General features: G+C 59.3%; 3 protein-coding genes. 1 reads left to right on the top strand and 2 read right to left on the bottom strand.

Features of this window, described 5'->3' with window-relative positions; all coding sequences use genetic code 11:
- Nucleotides 1–107: 107 nt before the first annotated feature.
- Nucleotides 108–770, top strand: a complete 663-nt coding sequence (locus IM739_RS20250) for a GntR family transcriptional regulator (protein ID WP_237371606.1) — start codon at nucleotides 108–110, stop codon at nucleotides 768–770.
- A gap of 24 nt (nucleotides 771–794) precedes the next feature.
- Here IM739_RS20250 and IM739_RS24075 read toward each other — a convergent pair whose 3' ends face one another.
- The gene (locus tag IM739_RS24075; RefSeq protein WP_272911345.1) at nucleotides 795–926 is read right to left on the bottom strand and encodes a hypothetical protein; all 132 of its coding nucleotides are present in this window, start codon (nucleotides 924–926) and stop codon (nucleotides 795–797) included.
- 265 nt (nucleotides 927–1,191) lie between these two features.
- Nucleotides 1,192–18,516 (bottom strand): DUF5801 repeats-in-toxin domain-containing protein, encoded by a 17,325-nt coding sequence (locus IM739_RS20240; protein WP_237371605.1) that lies wholly within the window; start codon nucleotides 18,514–18,516, stop codon nucleotides 1,192–1,194.
- Nucleotides 18,517–18,819: the final 303 nt, after the last annotated feature.

Below are 18,819 nucleotides of genomic sequence, written 5' to 3'. Positions count from 1 at the left end.
ATAAAACTGTTTTCACTGGTGACCGTCGGTTTTGTTTGTGCGCAAAGCACGATAACGATGCGGACCAAGGGATGGTGCATCGCGTTTGCGGCGTTCAAGGGACACATATGGCTGAGCAGGACACGACATCGGCGCTTGCGCCAAGGCTGGCGGAACAGATCCGCGACAAGCTGATCGCCGGTGAATTGAAGCCCGGCCAGCGCCTGTCGGAGGCGGCACTCAGCGCCGATCTCGATGTGTCGCGCAACTCGTTGCGCGAGGCCTTCCGGCTGCTGACCAAAGAAGGGCTGCTCCGCCACGAACCCAATCGCGGCGTCTTTGTCGCAACTCCCAGCATGGCGTCGATCATCGACATCTACCGGGTGCGCCGAACGATCGAATGCCGGGCGATCGCCAATGCCTATCCCAACCATCCGGCGGTTGCCCGGATGCAAGATGCCGTCGCGCATGCCCGCGTCGCGCGCGATGCAAAGGACTGGCTGACCGTTGGAAGCCAGAACATGGTTTTTCACGCAGCGATTGTCGATCTGGCCGATAGCCAGCGGCTCAATGTGTTCTATGCCCAGATCGCGGCTGAGCTTCGCCTGAGTTTCGGCCTGCTGGATGATCCCGAACTCCTGCACGCGCCTTATGTCGATCTCAACGCTGCGATCCTCGACAGGCTCGCGGCCGGCCAAACGCAGGAGGCCGCAGCGGCGCTGGAGTCCTATCTCCTGCAGTCGGAACGCACGGTTCTCGCGGCCTTTTCACGGATTGATGCGACCGGCTGAACCTGGCTTTGTATCGAGCCGTGGCTAAAGCGAAATCGTCATCCCGGCATTGTTGACCAGGATGTCGAGCGCCCCGATTTCCACTTCGAAACGGTCGATGGCTGCGCGTACCCGCATGGTCGGTGACAGCGAAGGCAAGGATACGGGTATTGCCACCGATCTCCTGCGCTGCTGTCTGCAGTTTGCCGAAGTCACGACCATCAACCCCTTTGCAAGCGAAATGCCGCGACCCCTTGCGACGAGCCGGTAATCAGCGCCCGCCGCCCGGCTAAGCCAAGTCAACCGATTCCGATGATGGGATGGGCACAGATTGCGGTGGAGAATGGGCCAACACAGGCGCGATATGCTGCCGCTCGTCCGGCGGAGCAAAAAGAAAAGCCCCGGAAACCGGGGCTTTTCGAGGTCTTAAGGCAATAGCCGATCAAACATCGTCTGCGGTCTTGTGATCATTGAACAGGATCCGGACATGTTCGCTCGTCACGTTGAAGCTGTTCAACACAGCAACCGTTTCGAACGACTTGGCCGCCCCGGCACCGTCGGTGTCGACCTGCAGTTCGGCATTGCCGCCATTCTGCACAAGCTTGACATAGCCGCTTTCCAAAGCCGTGTTCGAAGCCAGGCCGGAGAGGATCTCCGACAGATCGATGACATCGCCTTGGGCCATGTCATAGTCGGTAATGATGTCGTGGATCCCGACATTGACGCTGTCTGCACCGATTACGAATACGTCGGCGCCTGAGCCGCCGGTCATGGTGTCGATGCCGCTGTTACCGATGAGAATGTCGTTGCCACCATTGCCATCGAGATCGGTATTGCCACCGAGGACATCGATGATGATGTCATTGCCGTTTGAGCCATCCATATCGTTGCTATCACGATAGAGATTCACAGAAACATCTGTTGACCCAACACGGTACTCGAAGGTGCCGCCTTCGGTATTGTTGTCATTAATCAGGATATTGCTACCCGAGAGCGCAATGCTATCGAATCCGCTGGCATTCTTTACCTGGGTCAAATCCAACAAGTTATCCTTGTCATCATTGAACAGCAGAGCCCATTCCGGAATGGATGAATTACCTCCCGACGCTGCGTTGGTATAAACATGGTCTGCTATGTAGGAAGTCGCATCGTTGACGGCGGCGATATTGATCGTTGCCGTGTCTGTTGCTGTGAGTGCACCGCCAGTGCCATTGTTTGCGCCGTCATTCACAACCATCGTGAGAACGGTCGATCCCGGAGGCGTGTCACTGTCGGCTTGGTAGGTTATGGTCTTCTCCCGCCATCCCGAGCCTCCACCCGCCAACAGCGCATTGATCTGCGCAATGCTGCCGGTAAGGGTCACGGACATCGTTCCGTTCCTGCCGACACTTACGTCGCTATCACCAGTATCAATTGTCAGCTTGCCGAAACCGACCGCCAAGGTGACGACGACATCGTCCGATGCTGCGTCGATATCACCGATCGTTAGCCCAGTGCCTTGCAGGGCGAGATCGACTTGTTCCGTTGCATTGTAGCTGCTCAGGGCGATCACGGCAGTGGGCGCATCATTGACAGCCGCAATGTTGATCGTTGCCGTATCGGTGCCGCTTTCCGCTCCACCGCTACCCGTGCTGCCGCCATCATTGACGGAAAGCGTCAATGTGGTCGAGGAGGCAGGCGTGTCGCTGTCGGCGATATAGGTGACGGTCTTTGCACCACCGCCTGTCAGCAGGGCGTTGATCTCGGTGATTGTGCCAACGAGGGTAACGATCGAAGTGCCGCTATTCGTGACAACGACGCCGCTGTCACCTGCCGCCACATTCAACTTTCCGGTGCCCACAGACAACTTGACGGTGACATCGTTCGGGCCCGCATCCGGATCAGATACGCTGAGGCCCGTGCCGTGCAGTACGAGGGTCGTCTGTTCTGTCGCGTTATACGTTGTGGGCGAGATCGTTGCGGTTGGATCATCGTTGACCGCCGTAATATTGATCGTGGCAACATCACTGGCAGTTTTGGCGCCACCGGTGCCTGAATTGCCGCCATCATTGACGGTCAGCGTGAGCGTGGTGGAGGACGGAGGGGCGTCTGTGTCGGCCAGATAGTATATGGTCTTGCTGCTTCCACCTGAACCCCCACCCGTCATCAGCGCATTGATCTGAGCGGATGTGCCGGTCAGCGTCACCGAAGACGAATTGTTGTTCGATACGACAACGCCGCTGTTTCCGGGGGTTACTGTCAACTTGCCATAACCCACCGACAGGGTGACCGTCATTGGATTGGTGCCAGCGTCGATATCACCGACGCTGAGACCCGGGCCATGCAGTGCGAGTGCGCTTTGCTCTGTTGCGGAATACGCAAGGTTGTTGATCACAGCGCTCGGCGCATCATTCACCGCCGTGACATTGATCGTCAGCGTATTCGGCGTCTGATCGGTATCCTGGCCACCATTTGCAGTGCCGCCATTGTCCTTGACCGCAAACTGGATCGAAGCATAGCCGGATCCACTTGCGTTGGCCGCTGGCGTAAAGACCAGCTTGCCGGCCGCCAGATCTGCCGTCGAGACGAAGGCGTTCAATGCAACCGCCGAACCGTTCAAGGTCAAAGCGCCATTCGCTGGCAGCGCCTTGATGAAGATCCCGCTCAGGCCATCATTTTCGATATCGGTGAAGCCGAATTGGGCGGCCGTCAGGATGATCGACGTGTCTTCCTCGGTTGCAACAGTCGCGTCGACACCGGCGGGAGCCTCGTTGGTGCCCTGAACGGTGATGGTGATGGTCGCGGTTGCAACATCGCCGTCGCCATCTTCGACCTTGTAGGTGAAGACATCGACATCACTCTCGTTGCCCTTCAGTTCGCGCACGGCAGCACTTGTGCTGTTGAGGGTGTAGGCATAGGAGCCGTTCGCCTGCAGAACGAGGGAGCCATAGGTGCCCACGATCGTGGCCCCCACAACGCCGCTCGGGTCGGCGACATTGCCGCTAGAGACCGCGGCGATCTTGCCGCCATCAGCACCGAAGAAATCGTTCGATGCGGCGCTTCCACCGGTCAGGACATTGCCGGTGACGGCCGGTGTGCTGACGAGATTGACCAGGGCGGTGACGATGTCCGAGAAGTTCGCCAGCTGGATGACGTTAACATTGCCGTCGACGTCGATCTGTTGGAGCGAGCTTTGCGAGATGTCGTCTCCGACACCGATCGCGGTGACCTTGACGTTGTTTGTGTCAACGAAGGTGTTCCACTCGTTGGCGACCGTGGAGTTCAGAACGTTGTTGCCGGAGCCCAGGTTTTTCGTCGGGTTGCCGTCGCTCAGGAAGAAGACCTGGTTGCTGTAGCCTGGAAGTGCCGAGTATTCTGCCAGGACTTCCTCGATCGCATCCGTGAAATCAGTGTCGTCGTCATCGATCGGTCGGTCCGCAGACCAGCCATTGAGAACGTTCACCAGCTCGGCATAGCTTGTCACCGATCGAGCTGTCGCATCGTCGCCGAATGCAATCAGCTCGATCTTCACGTCGCCGGTCGTGCTGTTGAACAGCTGCTGTGCCGCAGCCTTCACCCCGTTGAGCATCTGGGTCAGTTCGGGATTGTCGATGCTGCCGCTGAAGTCGAGCACGAAGGCGACATTGTAGTTTGCAGGTGGCACGGCGATGACACTTGCGGTGTCGTTGCCGGCAACCGGCGCGTCGTCGATAACGGTGACCGATGCGGCGAGCCCAACGGACGTATCTGAGATCGGCCCACCGGCATCCGTCACCCGCACAAGGCCATCGAGCTTGATGGTGATAGCGTCTTCCGCCGAGTTGACCGGATGATCGATCGGCGCATTCAGCGTGAAGACATAGGCGCCGGTCGCCGGATCTAGGGTCATGGTGAAGATCTTGGTGTCGCCAGCTTCATACGGCGAATTGCCGCCGTCGCTGTTGACATAGCCGATCAGGTTGCCGCCCTCGATGGCGAAATAGACCGGCTTGTCGTCCGACGTCAGCGGCTGATTTGCCGATGTGAACACTGCCTTGTCGGCCGGCAGCTCGAAGGTATATGAGATAACGCCATCCTTGCCGCCGGTCACCAGATCGCCGTAGGAGCCAGTCGAGACATTGGTTGTCAGGTTCAGATTGCCGCTGGTATCGAGATCACCGCCAGCCAGGCTTGCCGTGTCGTCGCGACCACCCGCAAGGCCGTGTTCCTCCTCGACCGTGCCGGTCACCGCACCGCTGATGGCCAGAGGCGCACTGACATTCTTGATCGTGAAGTTATAGGTCGTTTCCTGGGTGTCGTTGTCGCCATCGACGGCCTTGAGCTTGATGCTGACAGGCGTGTCGGTCGAAACCGCGGACGCCGTAAAGGACCAGGTCTTGTTTTCGTTGACTGTCAGTGTTCCCGAGCTTGTCGTGAACTCGACCGAGCCATTGGTTGCAACGTCGGCGAGATTGATGAACTTCGACACGCCGTTGAAGATGACTTCCAGCTCGTTGACGCCATCGGCGCCGGGATGGAAATTATAGCTTCCGTTGATCGTGGCGCCTTCGTTGATCTCGCTAAGGCCGGTTGCAAAGTTTAGGCTTGGCGTATCGTCGGATACTTCAGCCGAGACAACGGCACTGGCTGTGTCGCCATCCGTATCCATTGCGATCACGTCGATCTTGCCGAACTGGGCAAGATCGTCGCCCTGCGTCGGGTGCAGAGGGTAGTTGTCGCTGAGCGTCAGCTTCACCTCGACCTTGTTTTGTGCGGCGAGGTCCGTCGTCACCAGCGTCAGGGTGGCGATCAGAATTCCACCGATCTTGCCGGTAATTTCCGTGTCGGACACGCGGTTCCAGGTCAGCGCATTGCTCAGCTGGCTGAGGTCCGTCGAGAAGGCTGCCGAGACAAAGGCGTCGGAGCCGGCCCCGAAGGTGATCGTCTCGCTGTCGGTCGTCGTCGCATTGCTTGTCAGACCCGAGTCATCGACCTGCAGGAAGGTGATCGTATTGCCAAGCCCTGTCGGATTGGCGCCGTCGGTGATCGAGATCTGCTGTGTTCCGGTTGCCTGGTCGCCGTCGCCATCAGTCAGCGTGTAGCTGAAGGATGTCGCCGCGGCTGCAGCGTTGTTCGCCTGGGCGCTCGGATCGAAGGTCCAGCTACCGTCGGCCTTGAACGTATAGGTGCCGAACGAGGTGACCACGGTTGCGGCAGTACCATCTGTCGGAATGGCAACGGTCTGGGTACCATTGCCATCGCCCACCATGACCGAGGTCAGGCTACCGCCGTCAGCGCCCAGTTCGTCTAGCTGGATGACAGAGCCGCTAAACAGCGATGCATCTTCCACAATGGACAAACCGGCAGAGTCGATGATCTTCGGGCTGTCGTCGTCGACCTGGATGACGATCGCGGCCGATGCCACATCGCCATCGTTGTCCGTGACGTCGTAGCCGAAGCTGAGCGTTAGATTGTCCTCATAGCTCGTTTCGGTCGCGGCAGTCTGCGGGTCGTTGACCAAGGCATGCACCAGCGGCAGCACCAGAACCATGGTGTAGCTGCCATTGGAGGCCATCGTCAGGGTGTAGACGGTCTTCGGGCCCGCATCGGTTGCAATGGTGCCGACATAGGCGCCACCCGCGCCGCTGGCCGTCCAGGTCGAAGTGACGGCATAGGCCTTGCCCTGATAGAGCGCCTGCAAGGTCTGGCTCGCGCCAGATTCGTCCTTGGCGGTGACGCCGGTCACGGCAATGGTCTTCAGCCCATCAGCACCAGCGGTGATAGAGATCTTGCCGCCGACGCTGTTGATCGCACCTGCCGCATCGCCTTGACCACCGGCAATTCCGCCGAACAGCGCCTCGTCATCGATGATGGCGGCCTTCAGGCTGACATCGTCAATATAGGCACCCAGTGTATCTGATGCGCCGGTGCCTTCGAAGGCAAGCACAGCCGACGAACCGGTTGCGGTAACGGAGATCGTGATCTTCTGCCAGCCGGGTTCGGCGGACTGCGGATCGATCTGGTAAACCGGATTGCCGTCGAAATAGACCTTCACGCCGCTGGTATTGTTGCCATCCGGACGTTCTGAGTACCAGAACGTCAATTCGTAGGTCTTGCCGGCTTCAAGCCCGCTGACCGTTTGCTGAATTGTCGCATTGCTGTTGCCGGTGTTCGGATCGCTGTCCAGTTCGACCTTGATGTCGCCGGAATGAGCGGTGAGTCCACCAACATTGCCATTCTGCAGTTCGAACGGCACCGCATTCGCCGAAGACCAGCCGGTAACGCCGGTGGTGGTGGTGAAATTGCCAGCCGTGACGCCGGGATTGATCTCGAAGCCGCCGTTGACGATCAGTTCCGCCCCCTGGGCATCGCTGCCGGTTGTGGTCGGTACGTCATCGACCACGGTCACCGTGACAGAGGCCGTTGCCGTATCGCCATCGGTATCGGTTGCAACAACCGTGATGCCCGTCAGCGTGACTTTGTTTTCACCATCGGCATTGGCGTGCGGGAAGTTGTCGGTCAGCTCGACATTGACCGACGCGGTGCCGCTGGCACCTGCCGCAATGGCCGAAGCAGGGGTGGTCAGGGTGACCATGATCGCCGGCGCGCCGTTGATCGAACCGATCAGCTGGTAGGCGCCATTGGCGGTCCAGACGATATCGGCACTGCCTACGCCATCGACATCGACGGTGATGCCGGCGGTGGAGCCGAAGGCATAGCTGACGAGATTGTCGGAACCTGCGGTGAAGCCGACCGTGCCGGCCGAATATTCGACATCGGTGGCCGAAGCGGTACCGGTTGCGCCGGCGGTGCCGAGACCTTCTTCATCGACGGTGAGGGCGAGCGGATTGTTCGCACCATTCGATGTCGTCGGGAGGGCACCGTCCTCAACGGAAATCGACTGGACGGCAGTGGCTGTGTCGCCATCGCCATCGGTCAGGGTGTAGGTGAACGAGGCGTCCACGGCCTGGGCGTTGTTCAGGTTGCTGGCCGCCTGGAACGTCCAGCTGCCGTCACTGTTGAAGCTGTAGGTGCCATAGGCTGTGTTGACCGGCGTCGTGCCGCTCGCCGCAATTGCATATGCCTGATTACCGATGGTCACCGATGTCAGCGTGCCGAGATCGGATCCCGCCTGGTCGTTGGTGAGGACATTGCCGCCGATCTGGGCGCCACCTTCGATGGACGTCTGGGCGAGGTCATTGGTCGCAATCGGACCGTCATCATCGAACGCGAACTGAGAGGTCGACGTGTCGATCAGCGTCAAGGTTGCGGACGAAGTCTTGCTGTCTCCATCGGCATCCTTGATTGTGGCGGTGTAAGTCAGCCCAATCGACGTATTCTGCGTTGCAAGGCGAAGGACCGCCGTCGCATCGAACTGGTTGCCATCCGCACCGTGATTGATGGCTTCATAGAGGGTTGTCTTCATCTGTGCTGAAGCGCCCGAACCGACGATCTCGATCTTGAAGACCAGATCGTTTGCCGCATCCCGCCCGACCAGAACGCCACTTTCGATCGACAGTGTGATCGCCCCGCCATTCGTTGCCGAAAGGTTGGTGGCAAACGGACCGTTTCCGCCGGTGGTTGTCAGGCTGAACGAACCCGTAACGCTGCCGGCGCCGTCGGTACCGAAGTCCGTGGTCACGTTGAACAGGCTGGCCAGGCCGCCGGTAACGCTCGTCGTCACTTGTGCAAGGGCGCCTGATGCATCGTCCGTGTTGGTGTTGCTGCCGGTTTCTGTTTCCGAGCCGTTGTAACGATCGGCTCCGACAGTTTCGTCGAGTTCGGTCGCGAGGCTGGCTGCGGCGTTGCTATTGGCGACGACGGTGATCTGCGGGCCGTCGTCCTCGAATGTCACCACCGTGCTGTTATGGTCGATAATCTCGATCGTTTCGCTGTCGGACGCGGTATCGCCATCACCATCCGTTGCCGAGACGGTGAGATTGATCGACAGGCCAGCGTCATTGTCTGCCAGCGTCAAACTGCGGGCATCGTCCGGATTGCTGCCATCGGGATGCGCAATCGGCAGATATTGCGTGACCACCAACTGTGTGGTGCTCGCACTGCCCGTCAGCTCGATCTTGAGAACGATGTAATCGTCACTGGTCGTGTTGGTGTCGTGGCCGATCTTGCCGACCAGGACGGTGTCGCTGATCTTATAGAGCCAGATCGTCTGGCCGGGGTCTGAAAGCCCGTTGGCGTTGTACCATGGCGATCCGACGGTGTTGGCCACCTTGAGGTTGGTTTCGACGCCTGTGGTCGAGCCGCTGTCGAGTGTCTGTCCATACGAGCCCTTGAGAACAAAGCTGAAGGCAGACGTAATCGTGCCACCATCCACGCCGGTCGAAGCGTCGACGGCGAAGAGTTCGGAAACCGAGGTGCCGGCTGCAACCGTCGGCGTTGCCATGCTGCCGATGGCCACGGCCTGAGCCAGGTTCGTCGCCGGCACCCATTCGGTGTTCGGCGTATTGTCGTTGGGCAGATCGCCAGGGGTCGTTTCATCGAGCCTGATCAACGACAGCGAAACGTTGTCGACATCATTGACGGTGACCGTCGGGCCGTCATCGAGGAAGCGGATCTGCTGCGATACATCGACCGTTGCCGTATCGGTATCACCATCGGAATCCGTAATCGTAAGGGTTACCTTGACGCTGTTGGCGAGCAGGGTTTCCTGTTGCGGGTTGGGGCTGTCATTCGGATACGCGTCGCCTGAACCGTAACCGTTGTCATTGTTTTCGTTGTTGTCGCCTTGGTCGTCATGTTTGATCGACAGGTATTGCGCGAGAGCGATGTGACCATTCTGGTCGACTGCGATCGCGAATGCGACCACACCCGTTGCACCGCCAACACGGCCGACGACCACGTCGCCGAGCGTATAAAGACGGATGTCGGTGCCTTCGGTTGTCTTCAGGCCGGAGAGGGCGCCTTCGGTAATGGTGAGCGACAGCTTGAAAACTGCGGCCGAAGCATCTGCTCCGACATCCGATCCGGCCGTCGAGACGATGTTGTCGGCGCTGTAGGCATAGCCGTTGACCGGGGCATTCGAGATGCTGCTGGTGCCGGAGGCATGCGGATCGTCACCGGTTACGCGCGGATTGGTGTTCTCGATGGAAGCAAAGAGCTGACGCACCTCGGCGGAGAGTTCCGAACCGAGCTTGTCGTCGGCATCGCCAGCCGTCTGGATTGCGGCAGTCTCGTCATGGATCACGTATTCAAAGCGGTCCACCGACAACACGGCCTCCGGCACATCGTCGATGATCTTGATCTCGAAGCTGCTGCCGAGGTTGACGGTATCGCCGTCGCTATCCTTTGCTTCGATGATGTCGCCGAAGCGGATTGCCTCGATCACAGCTTCGCCGGAACGCAGCTGCGTGTTCTCGTCCGCGCCATTGGCCGGCGCCTTGTGATACAATTCGTCGAACAGCCGGAACTCATAGGCGCCGGATGTGGTGTTGATGCGAATTTCGAAGACCGGATTGGCAGTGTCGCCCGGTGTTGCGGCATCCGCTTCGCTCGCGGTGATGATCAGCCATCCGTTTGTGCTGGTTTGTACATAGGTCAGCGGCAGGGCTGCAGGCTGACCGTTGACCGGCTGGTTGGATGTCAGGTTGAGCGCCTGGAGATAGGCGATTGCGTTGCTGGTGAAGTGGAAGGTTGCCGGATCGTCTGCGCCGGAAGTCACCAGACCGGCCAGGCTGCCCTTGACGATCGCGCCGTCGGCCGAGCCCGATGCGTTCTCGGTGTAGGAATTGTCGCCGTCATTCTCTGGATCGTTGTTGCCCTGGCCGTGTGGCGATGTGCCTTCCGACCAGTTGGTGTCGATGTCGTCTTCGTTGACCTGGACCGAAATTTTGCTGCCGGTGAGGCTCGGGCCGTCATCGGCAAACCGGACATTGCCGCCAAGATCGATCGAGGCGGTTTTCGAGTCCGTATCGCCATCCTTGTCCGTCGCGGTGACAGTCGCTGTCAGCGAAACGAGGTTATCGGCAAGCGTGGCAAATTGCGTGTCGAAGCCCGCGTTTGAGCCGGGTTGTGCATGGTCGATGGTTTCCATCTGGGTAAGCGTGACCACACCGGAACCGTTGACCGACAGGGAGAAGACTGCCTTGGCGATCGCTTCGCCCTCGACTGATGTTGTCGAGCCGTAGATCACGCCATTGACCTCGAAAAGATTGACCTGCTTGCCATTGCTGTCGAGGCCGGAATCCGTGCCTTCGGCAACCTTGAGCGACAGGGCAAAAGTCTTGACCGACGTGCCGCCATCGGAGCCGAGATTGACGGTCGAGATGAATGCGCCACCGAAATCGGCAGCCGATGTTGAGGTGTCGCTGAGATTGCCGATCGTTTGGGCATCCTGCGTTGTCAGCAGCACCGTTGCTTCCGAGCCGACGGTCAGCGTGACGATCGGACCGTCGTCTTCGAAGCGGATGCGACCGGAAATATCGGCAGACTTGGTGATGTTGTCTCCGTCGCCATCCGTTGCCGTTACGCTTGCCGAGAGAATGCCCGGGTTCAGATGCACCGCATCGTCGGCATTGTTGGGGTTCGGATTGTAGAGCGAGATATACTGCGCGATGGTGACCACGCCGCTGCCATTGATATGCACGGCAAAGGCGGCCTTGTCCGACGCCTGAACGCCGTCGTTGTTTTCATCGTAGACGCCGATGATTCGGCCCGCAGCATCCTTGAAGAGATAGATATCCTTGCCTTCGGTGGTCTTCAGACCGGAAGCGACACCGTTGGCAGACAGCGTCAGCGCATAGGCAAGCCCGCCGCCAGTGGCAGCACCGTCGGCGCCGAAATCGACATTGACGTTGACGATCGAACCCGACCCTTGCGCATATTGTGCCGTCATGTCCGGATCGATACCGGCATTGACGGAGGCAAACAACGAGGCAACGTTGTCTACTTCGTCGGAGCCGCCATCCAAGCTAGCGGTCTCGTCGATGATGATCGCGTCGCTGAGCGAGATATTGGACAGGTATGTGCCGGTGTTGTCACCGGTGGTTCCGATTTCCCGGAAGGTGACAGAGTTGTTGCCATCGGCCGCCGTCACGACGACCGAGATCGTCTGCATCAAGCCGCTTTGCGGATCGAAGGTGCCGACAGAGACGCCGTTCCACAACACTTCGAGCTTGGCGGTACCGGCCGATCCGTCATTGGCCTTGCCGATTTCAAAGGTGAGTTCGTAGGTTTCGCCGGACGCCAGGCCAGTCACGGCCTGGGTGATCTGCAGGTTGCCCGGAGACGCTTCAAGGTCGACCATCGCGTTGTTGGTCGGGCTGTCGGCGCCACGATAGCCGTCGCCAACCTTTTCCAGCTGGATCTGGGTCGCCCCGCCGACCGAGGACGCGCCGACTGTCCATGCTCCGGCTGTCGTCCCGACGACAACGCCGCTGCCAGTACCCCATGCGTTGTTGTTTGGCGTGAAGCCGTCGAAGAACAGGCCGTTGCTGACGGCCTGTGGCGCCGAGACGTCCAGTTTCGGGCCGTCGTCGTCGAAGGAAATGACCGAATTGTTGGCGCTTATCAGGGTGATGGTGGCCGAGTCGTCGTCATCATCTCCATCTGAATCGGTGCGCTCGACGTCGTATTCGAGGCCGATTGTCACATTGCCGATGACCTTCAAAACGGTCTCGGCATCGAACAGGTTGCCATCCGAATGCTTGATCGCCTCAAACAGAGTCGTCTGCAATTGTGCCGAGGCACCGGAGCCGATGATCTCGATCTTGAAGACGGTATTGTTCTGCATGTCGCGGCCAGTGATGGTGGAGCCGCTAACGAAAAGCCGGATATTGCCACCATCGGTGGCCTGCAGGTTCGTGGCGTAGCCGTTGTTGCTCCAGCTCGAGGTCACGAAGCTGAGCGTACCGGTCGTGGTGCCCGGGCCATCGGTGCCGTAGCTGCCGCTGACGGTGAACAGGCTGGCCAGGCCACCGGCAATGCTGGTGGTTACCTGGGCGAGCCCCGGACCTGCATCATCGGTATTGGCATTGCCGTTCGCATCTTCGACTTCAGCGCCATTGTAACGATCGGCGCCCTGCGTCTCGTCAAGTTCTGCCACCAGCTGAGTGGCAGCATTGGCGTTTGCCGTCACGTCAACGGTTGGCGCGTCGTCTTCGATCCTGATGACGGTCTCGTTTCTGTCGATCAGCTTGATTGTCTGGCTATCCGTCGCCACATCGCCGTCGCCATCGGTGGCTGTCACCGTAAGCTTGACTGACAGGCTTGCATCATTGTCGCGCAGATTGAGCGATGCGCTATCGTCGTCATCGTTGCTGTTGGCATGGGAAATCGGCAGATACTGGCTGACGACGAACTGCGGATCAGTGGTCGAGCCGGTCAGCTCGATCTTCAGGGCGATGAAATCGTCGCTGGTGTCGGCCGTATTGGCGCCGATGCGGCCAATGATCAGGGTGTCGCTGACCTTGTAGAGCCAGATCGTCTGGCCCGCCGCACTCAGATTGTCGAAGGCCGAGCCCAGGACATCGGAGACGCGCAGCGTCGTCTCGACACCTACCGACGATCCGTTGCTGACCAGATTGCCACTTGCATCACGCAGATCGAAACTGAAGGCTTTCGCAACGACGGCACCATCGGCGCCTTGGGCGACCGAGACACTGAACAGTTCCGCAACGGATGTGCCATTGCCGGGGCCGGAAGCCGTCGTGGACTGGACGCCGATGGCCTGAGCCGCATTGATGTTGGTGGCGGCGGTCCAGGTGCTGGTGCCGGTGTTGTCGTTCGGGTTTCCGCCGGGGGTGGTTTCATCAAGAACAACGGTGGAAAGATCAGCGTTCCAAACGCTGCCCACATCGACCGATGGACCATCGTCGAGGAAACGGATCTGGTGGGAAATGTCGACTTCCTGCGAGCGGACCGTGTCGCCATCGGAATCGGTGATTGTCAGGACCGCCTTGATCGCGCCGCTGGCAATGGTTTCCTGAACCGGGTTGGGATCGTTGTCCGGGGCGGCGTCAGTGGCGCCGGAGCCGTTGTCATTGCTTTCGTTGAAATCGCCAGCGTCGTCATGCTTGATCGACAGGTACTGCGCGATTGCGGCATGGCCGTTCTGGTCGATGGCGATGGCGAAGGCGACAGTGCCGCTTGGGCCGCCGACGCGGCCGACAACCAGATCACCGACCTTGTAGAGCAGGATGGCCGCGCCCTCTGTGGTGGAGAGACCGGATGGCGTGCCGTCGGTGACTTCCAGAGTCAGTCGATAGGCATCCGCCGGAGCATCGGCGCCGACGCCAGAGCCGAGGTTGGTGACGATGTGCTCGTCGCTATAGGCGTAGCCGATGACCGGCTTGCCGGAAAGTCCGCTGACCCCATCCGAATGCGGGTCGTCGCCGGTGGCATTGCTCTGTTCCAGCGCCCTGAACAGGTTGCGGACTTCGCTTGGCAGCTGGGACGAATTGATATCGTCGGCCTGATTGCCATTGCTTTCGTCGATCGTCACATATTCGCCAGGCCGGGTCTCAAGCTTGGCGACGGGGATATCGTCGATCACCTGGATTTCGAAGCTGTCGCCGAGGGTGACGCTGTCGCCATCGCTATCCGTTACCTGGATGATCTGGCCGAAGACGATGGCGTCGATGGTTTCAGCGCCGGAGATCAGCGCCGTGTTCTCGTCGGCACCGCTTTCAGGGGCCTGATGGTAGAGTTCGTCGAACAGGCGGAATTCATAGGCGCCTGTGGTGGAATTGATCCTGAGTTCAAAGACGATGTTGGAGCTGTTGGTGCTGCCATTGCCGGGCGCGTCAGGCTCGATGCCCTTGATGATCACCCAGCTGCCAGACGTGGATTGTTCGTATGTGAGCGCCAGGGCGGTGTTCTGGCCGTTGACCATTTCATTGGTGCTCAGCCCAAGGCCCTGCAGATAGGTCAGCGCATTGGCGGTAAAGCCGTAGGTGAATGGCGTATCAGCGCCTTGCACAAGCGTTGCCAGGCTGCCGGTGACAATGGCCGGGTCGTTGGGACCCGAAGCCGCCTCGGTATGGGAGTTGTCACCATCATTGTCGGAATCAGGCTGATTTGCGCCATGCGGCGACGAGCCGTCGGACCAGCTTGTATCGATGTCGTCTTCGTTGACGATGGTCGAGATCTTGGTGCCGGTCAGGCGCGGGCCGTCATCGGCGAAGTGGATGTTGCCGCCAAGATCGATGCTTGCTGTCTTGACGTCCGTATCACCGTCCTTGTCCGTCGCAGAAACAGTGGCCGTCAGGGAGACGAGATTGTTTGCAAGCGACGCAAGTTGCTCGTCGTAGCTTGAGCCAGCGCCAGGCAACGGATGATCGATCGACTGGAATTGGGTCAATGTCACGACACCATTGCCATCGACGGTCAGCGAGAACACCGCCGTGCTGATAGCCTGTGCTTCCGAACTGGTTGTCGAGCCGTAGATCACCCCACCGATCTCGAACAGATTGACCTGCAGTCCCTTGCTGTCGAGGCCAGAATCCGCGCCGTCGGCGCCGGTCAGGCTGAGGGCATAGACGGTGCTGGACGACGCCATGCCATCAGCGCCGTAGGTAATGGCGGACGTGAAGACGGAACCAAAGTTCGCCGTCGATACGGCGGTATCGCTCAATTCACCGATTGTTTCGGCATCCTGGGTGGTCAGCGTGATCGCTGTCTCGTCGCCGACGTTCAACGTGACGATCGGGCCGTCGTCCTCGAAGCGGATCCGCCCCGAAATGTCGGCAGATTTGGTCACCGAGTCATTGTCGGCGTCCGTCGCCGTTACCGTTGCCGACAGGATTCCCGGCGTCAGGTAAACTGCATCGTCCGCGCTGGTTGCATCAGGATTGAAGAGCGAGACATACTGCGCCACGGTAACGACGCCGCTGCCGTCGATATGCAGGGCAAAGGCCACCGGGTCGGTGGAAGACACGCCGTTGTTGTCTGCGTCGTAGACGCCGATTACCAGACCATCGGCATTCTTGTAGAGGTGGATGCTCTGGCCGTCGGTGGTCTTCAGCCCGGAGTCAATGCCATCGGCAGACAGGGTGAAAGCATAGGCAAGGCCACCACCGGCTGCGGCACCATCGGCACCGAAATCAACATCAACTGTAACGACCGAGCCCGTGCCCTGGGCATATTGTGCCTCGGGCATATCGGCATCGATCCCGGCGTTGACGCCGGCAAACAGCGATTCAGCGCCGGACAATTCGTCGGAACCGGCATCGATACCTGCGGTCTCATCGATGATGATCGCATCGCTGAGCGAGATGTTGGAGAGGTAGGTACCGGTATTGTCGCCGGCGGCGCCAATTTCGCGGAAGGTCACCTCGTTGCTGCCGTTCGCGGCCGTGACGACGATCGAGATCGTCTGAAGCGCGCCGGACGCCGGGTCGAATACACCGACGGAAACACCGTTCCAGAACACTTCCAGCTTGGCGCTGCCTTCGGAGGCATCGGATGCCTTGCCGATTTCAAACGTGAGTTCATATGTCTCGTTGGCAGCAAGCCCTGAAACGGACTGGCTGATCTGCAGGTTACCTGGAGACGCTTCCATGTCGACCATGGTGTTGTTGCCGACACTGTCGGCGCCACGGTATCCGTCGCCGACCTTTTCAAGCTGGATCTGCGAAGCGCCACCTACGGGAGAAGCACCGACTGTCCATGCCCCGGCTGTCGTACCGGCGGCAACGCCGCTGCCAGTGCCCCACGCGTTGTTGTTCGGCGTGAAGCCTTCCAGGAAGAGACCGTTGCCGACGGCCTGCGGTGCAGACACGTCGAGCACCGGACCGTCATCATCGACGTCGACCTCAAGTGCGCCATTGACGCTATCGCCGTCACCATCCGTTACCGTGTATTGGAAAGAGAAGCCGACATTGTCTTCGGTTGTGCCATCGGGATGCCGGACGGCATTCAGCTGGGTCAGGGTGTAGCTGCCGTTGGTCGAGTCAGAAAGGGTCAGCTCCAGCACATCCACCGGTTCGCCGGACTGGATCTGGGTGACGATAACGGTCAAGCCGTCGTCGCTGACGCTATAGAAAAACGCACCTTCGCCGGCTTCTGAATCGGGAGCACCGAAGGTCGCACCGGCAACACCGGTCAGAAGGATCGAGCCGGCGCCATCTGCGCCGTAGCTATGGGCAAGCACGCCTTCGACCTGCGGCGCCCCCTCGGTTTCCTGCTGGTCGCCGACAGCGAAATCGCCATTGCCGCTTTCCAGGGCATCGTCATCCAGCTGGATCAGGCTGGATTCTCCGACAACCGGCGTATCGTCGTCGACATCGATACTGAACGATCCGACGGCCGTGTCGCCATCACCGTCGGTGACGACATATTTCAGGTCGAAGAAGAGATTGTCCTCGAATGCCGTCTGTGTTTTATCGACGGCGAGAAGTTCGAACTGGGGCAGGTCATCATTGCCCGGATCTTCGGAGCCGCTATTCGTCGAGGGATGGTCGATCGGATTGAGCTGACGGACCACATAGGCACCGCTTGTGCTGTCTTGTAGGGCGACTTCCAGAACAGGCACATCGCCTTGCAGGATGGTCAGGACGAGGCCGTCCTCTGACACCGTTGCGGTGAAGCCCGCCGGCAACACGATGCCTTCGACAGTCAGAAGCAGAGAGCCAGCGCCATCGGCACCGTAATTATGGGCGAGGATGCCCGATGCGTTGACGGAATCGGCATCATCGCCTTCGCCACCGGGATTGCCGGCGAACGAGACGCTGACGAGCTGGCTGCGCAGCAGCACGGGCTCGTCGCTGCCTTCACCCTCCGTCTGTTCGGATTGAATAGCGTCGTCATCGAGCTGAACATTATTGTTGGCGCCGGCTTCCGGGCTGTCGTCCTCGATACGCACGGTCATGATCGCGGTGTCGGTGCCGTTATCGACATCGGTCACAGTCACCGGGATCTGCAGGTCGATGCTGTCTTCCTGTGCTGTGTCGGGGTGATCGATCGGGCCGAGCAACGTGATTGTGTAGGTGCTGCCGCTGATCTCCGCGCGAATGATCACCGGACCGTCTTCGCCCGCCCGTCCTTCAAGGGCGCCATCCGCACCAAATGTCCAGACGAGCGATATGCCGCCTGAGCTCAGCTCTGTTGTTGGCAGGCCGAACGTGTAGGTGAGGGCGGTATTTTCGAAGTCTGTGCCGGCAAAAGTACCGGTAATCGTCGATGAGTCCGAGCCGTCGTCAGGCTCCTTCAAGCCTGTCGACAGGTCTTCTTCCGAGATGCCACCGGCAAGGAAGTCCTCGAGTTCCGGATCGACATTGCCCGCATCGGCAAGCGCCTCAAGCGTCGGCGCGTCGAAACCGAAGTCCGTATCGCCGAGCAGGTCGATCACAGGGCCTGCCTCGCCGATATTGCCCTCGCCGTCCGACAAGTCGCCGCCGGAGCTTCCTGCACTGACCACGCTGACGGTGCCGTCAGGCCCTGCGGCCACATTGATGCCATTGGCCTGGAGCGCCGCAATGAGAACCTGGGATGGCACCTCGACCTGACCGATCAGGAAGGTGGGTACATTGAGAGAGGCGCCTTCGATGATGATGCGCGTACCGTCCGGCTGCACGAGAACTAGGTTGTCGCCTTCGACAACAATGTTTTCGATCGATGCGCCCTCGGGCAGGATTGCCCGGTTGTCGGCTGCGACCTGGATGACCGTGGCGCCGATCGTTTGTGCGGAGGGTGTCGGCTGCTGGATATCCTGGCCTGTGGCCGGATCAACGAAGACCGGGTCATTCGTTGCCTGGGCAATTTCAACCGGTGTTACTGCCGTTGGCTGCTGATCAGCGCCAAACTCGACAACATCGTTCTGGGCATCCGAAAAATTAACGTCGCGCTCGACCATGAAACATTCCTCCTACGTTTGAGGCGGAATGAACCATGGAGTAATAATTAACGCAATATTAACTTCATCGGTTAGTGGCTAGTTAATATAAAGGAATATGCTAAGCCCTATAGTTCTTATTGCTTGGTTAATAGAATAGCATATCAGATTATATCGTCACCCATGTATCACCGCCAGAATCGTCTCAGTTCTGTTTATGGAAATATTCAGATCAGCGGTTTAAATCGATTGAAATTGCCATTTTTGGGCATGTTTGTGAAATGTAGGGATTTGGATCGGACCTAATTTGGGTGCTTTTGGCCG

Origin of the sequence: Rhizobium sp. SL42, assembly GCF_021729845.1 — a bacterium.
Classification (GTDB): Bacteria; Pseudomonadota; Alphaproteobacteria; order Rhizobiales; family Rhizobiaceae; genus Allorhizobium.
Note: the sequence above shows the minus strand (reverse complement) of the source record. Positions and strands in the feature narration are given on the sequence as shown.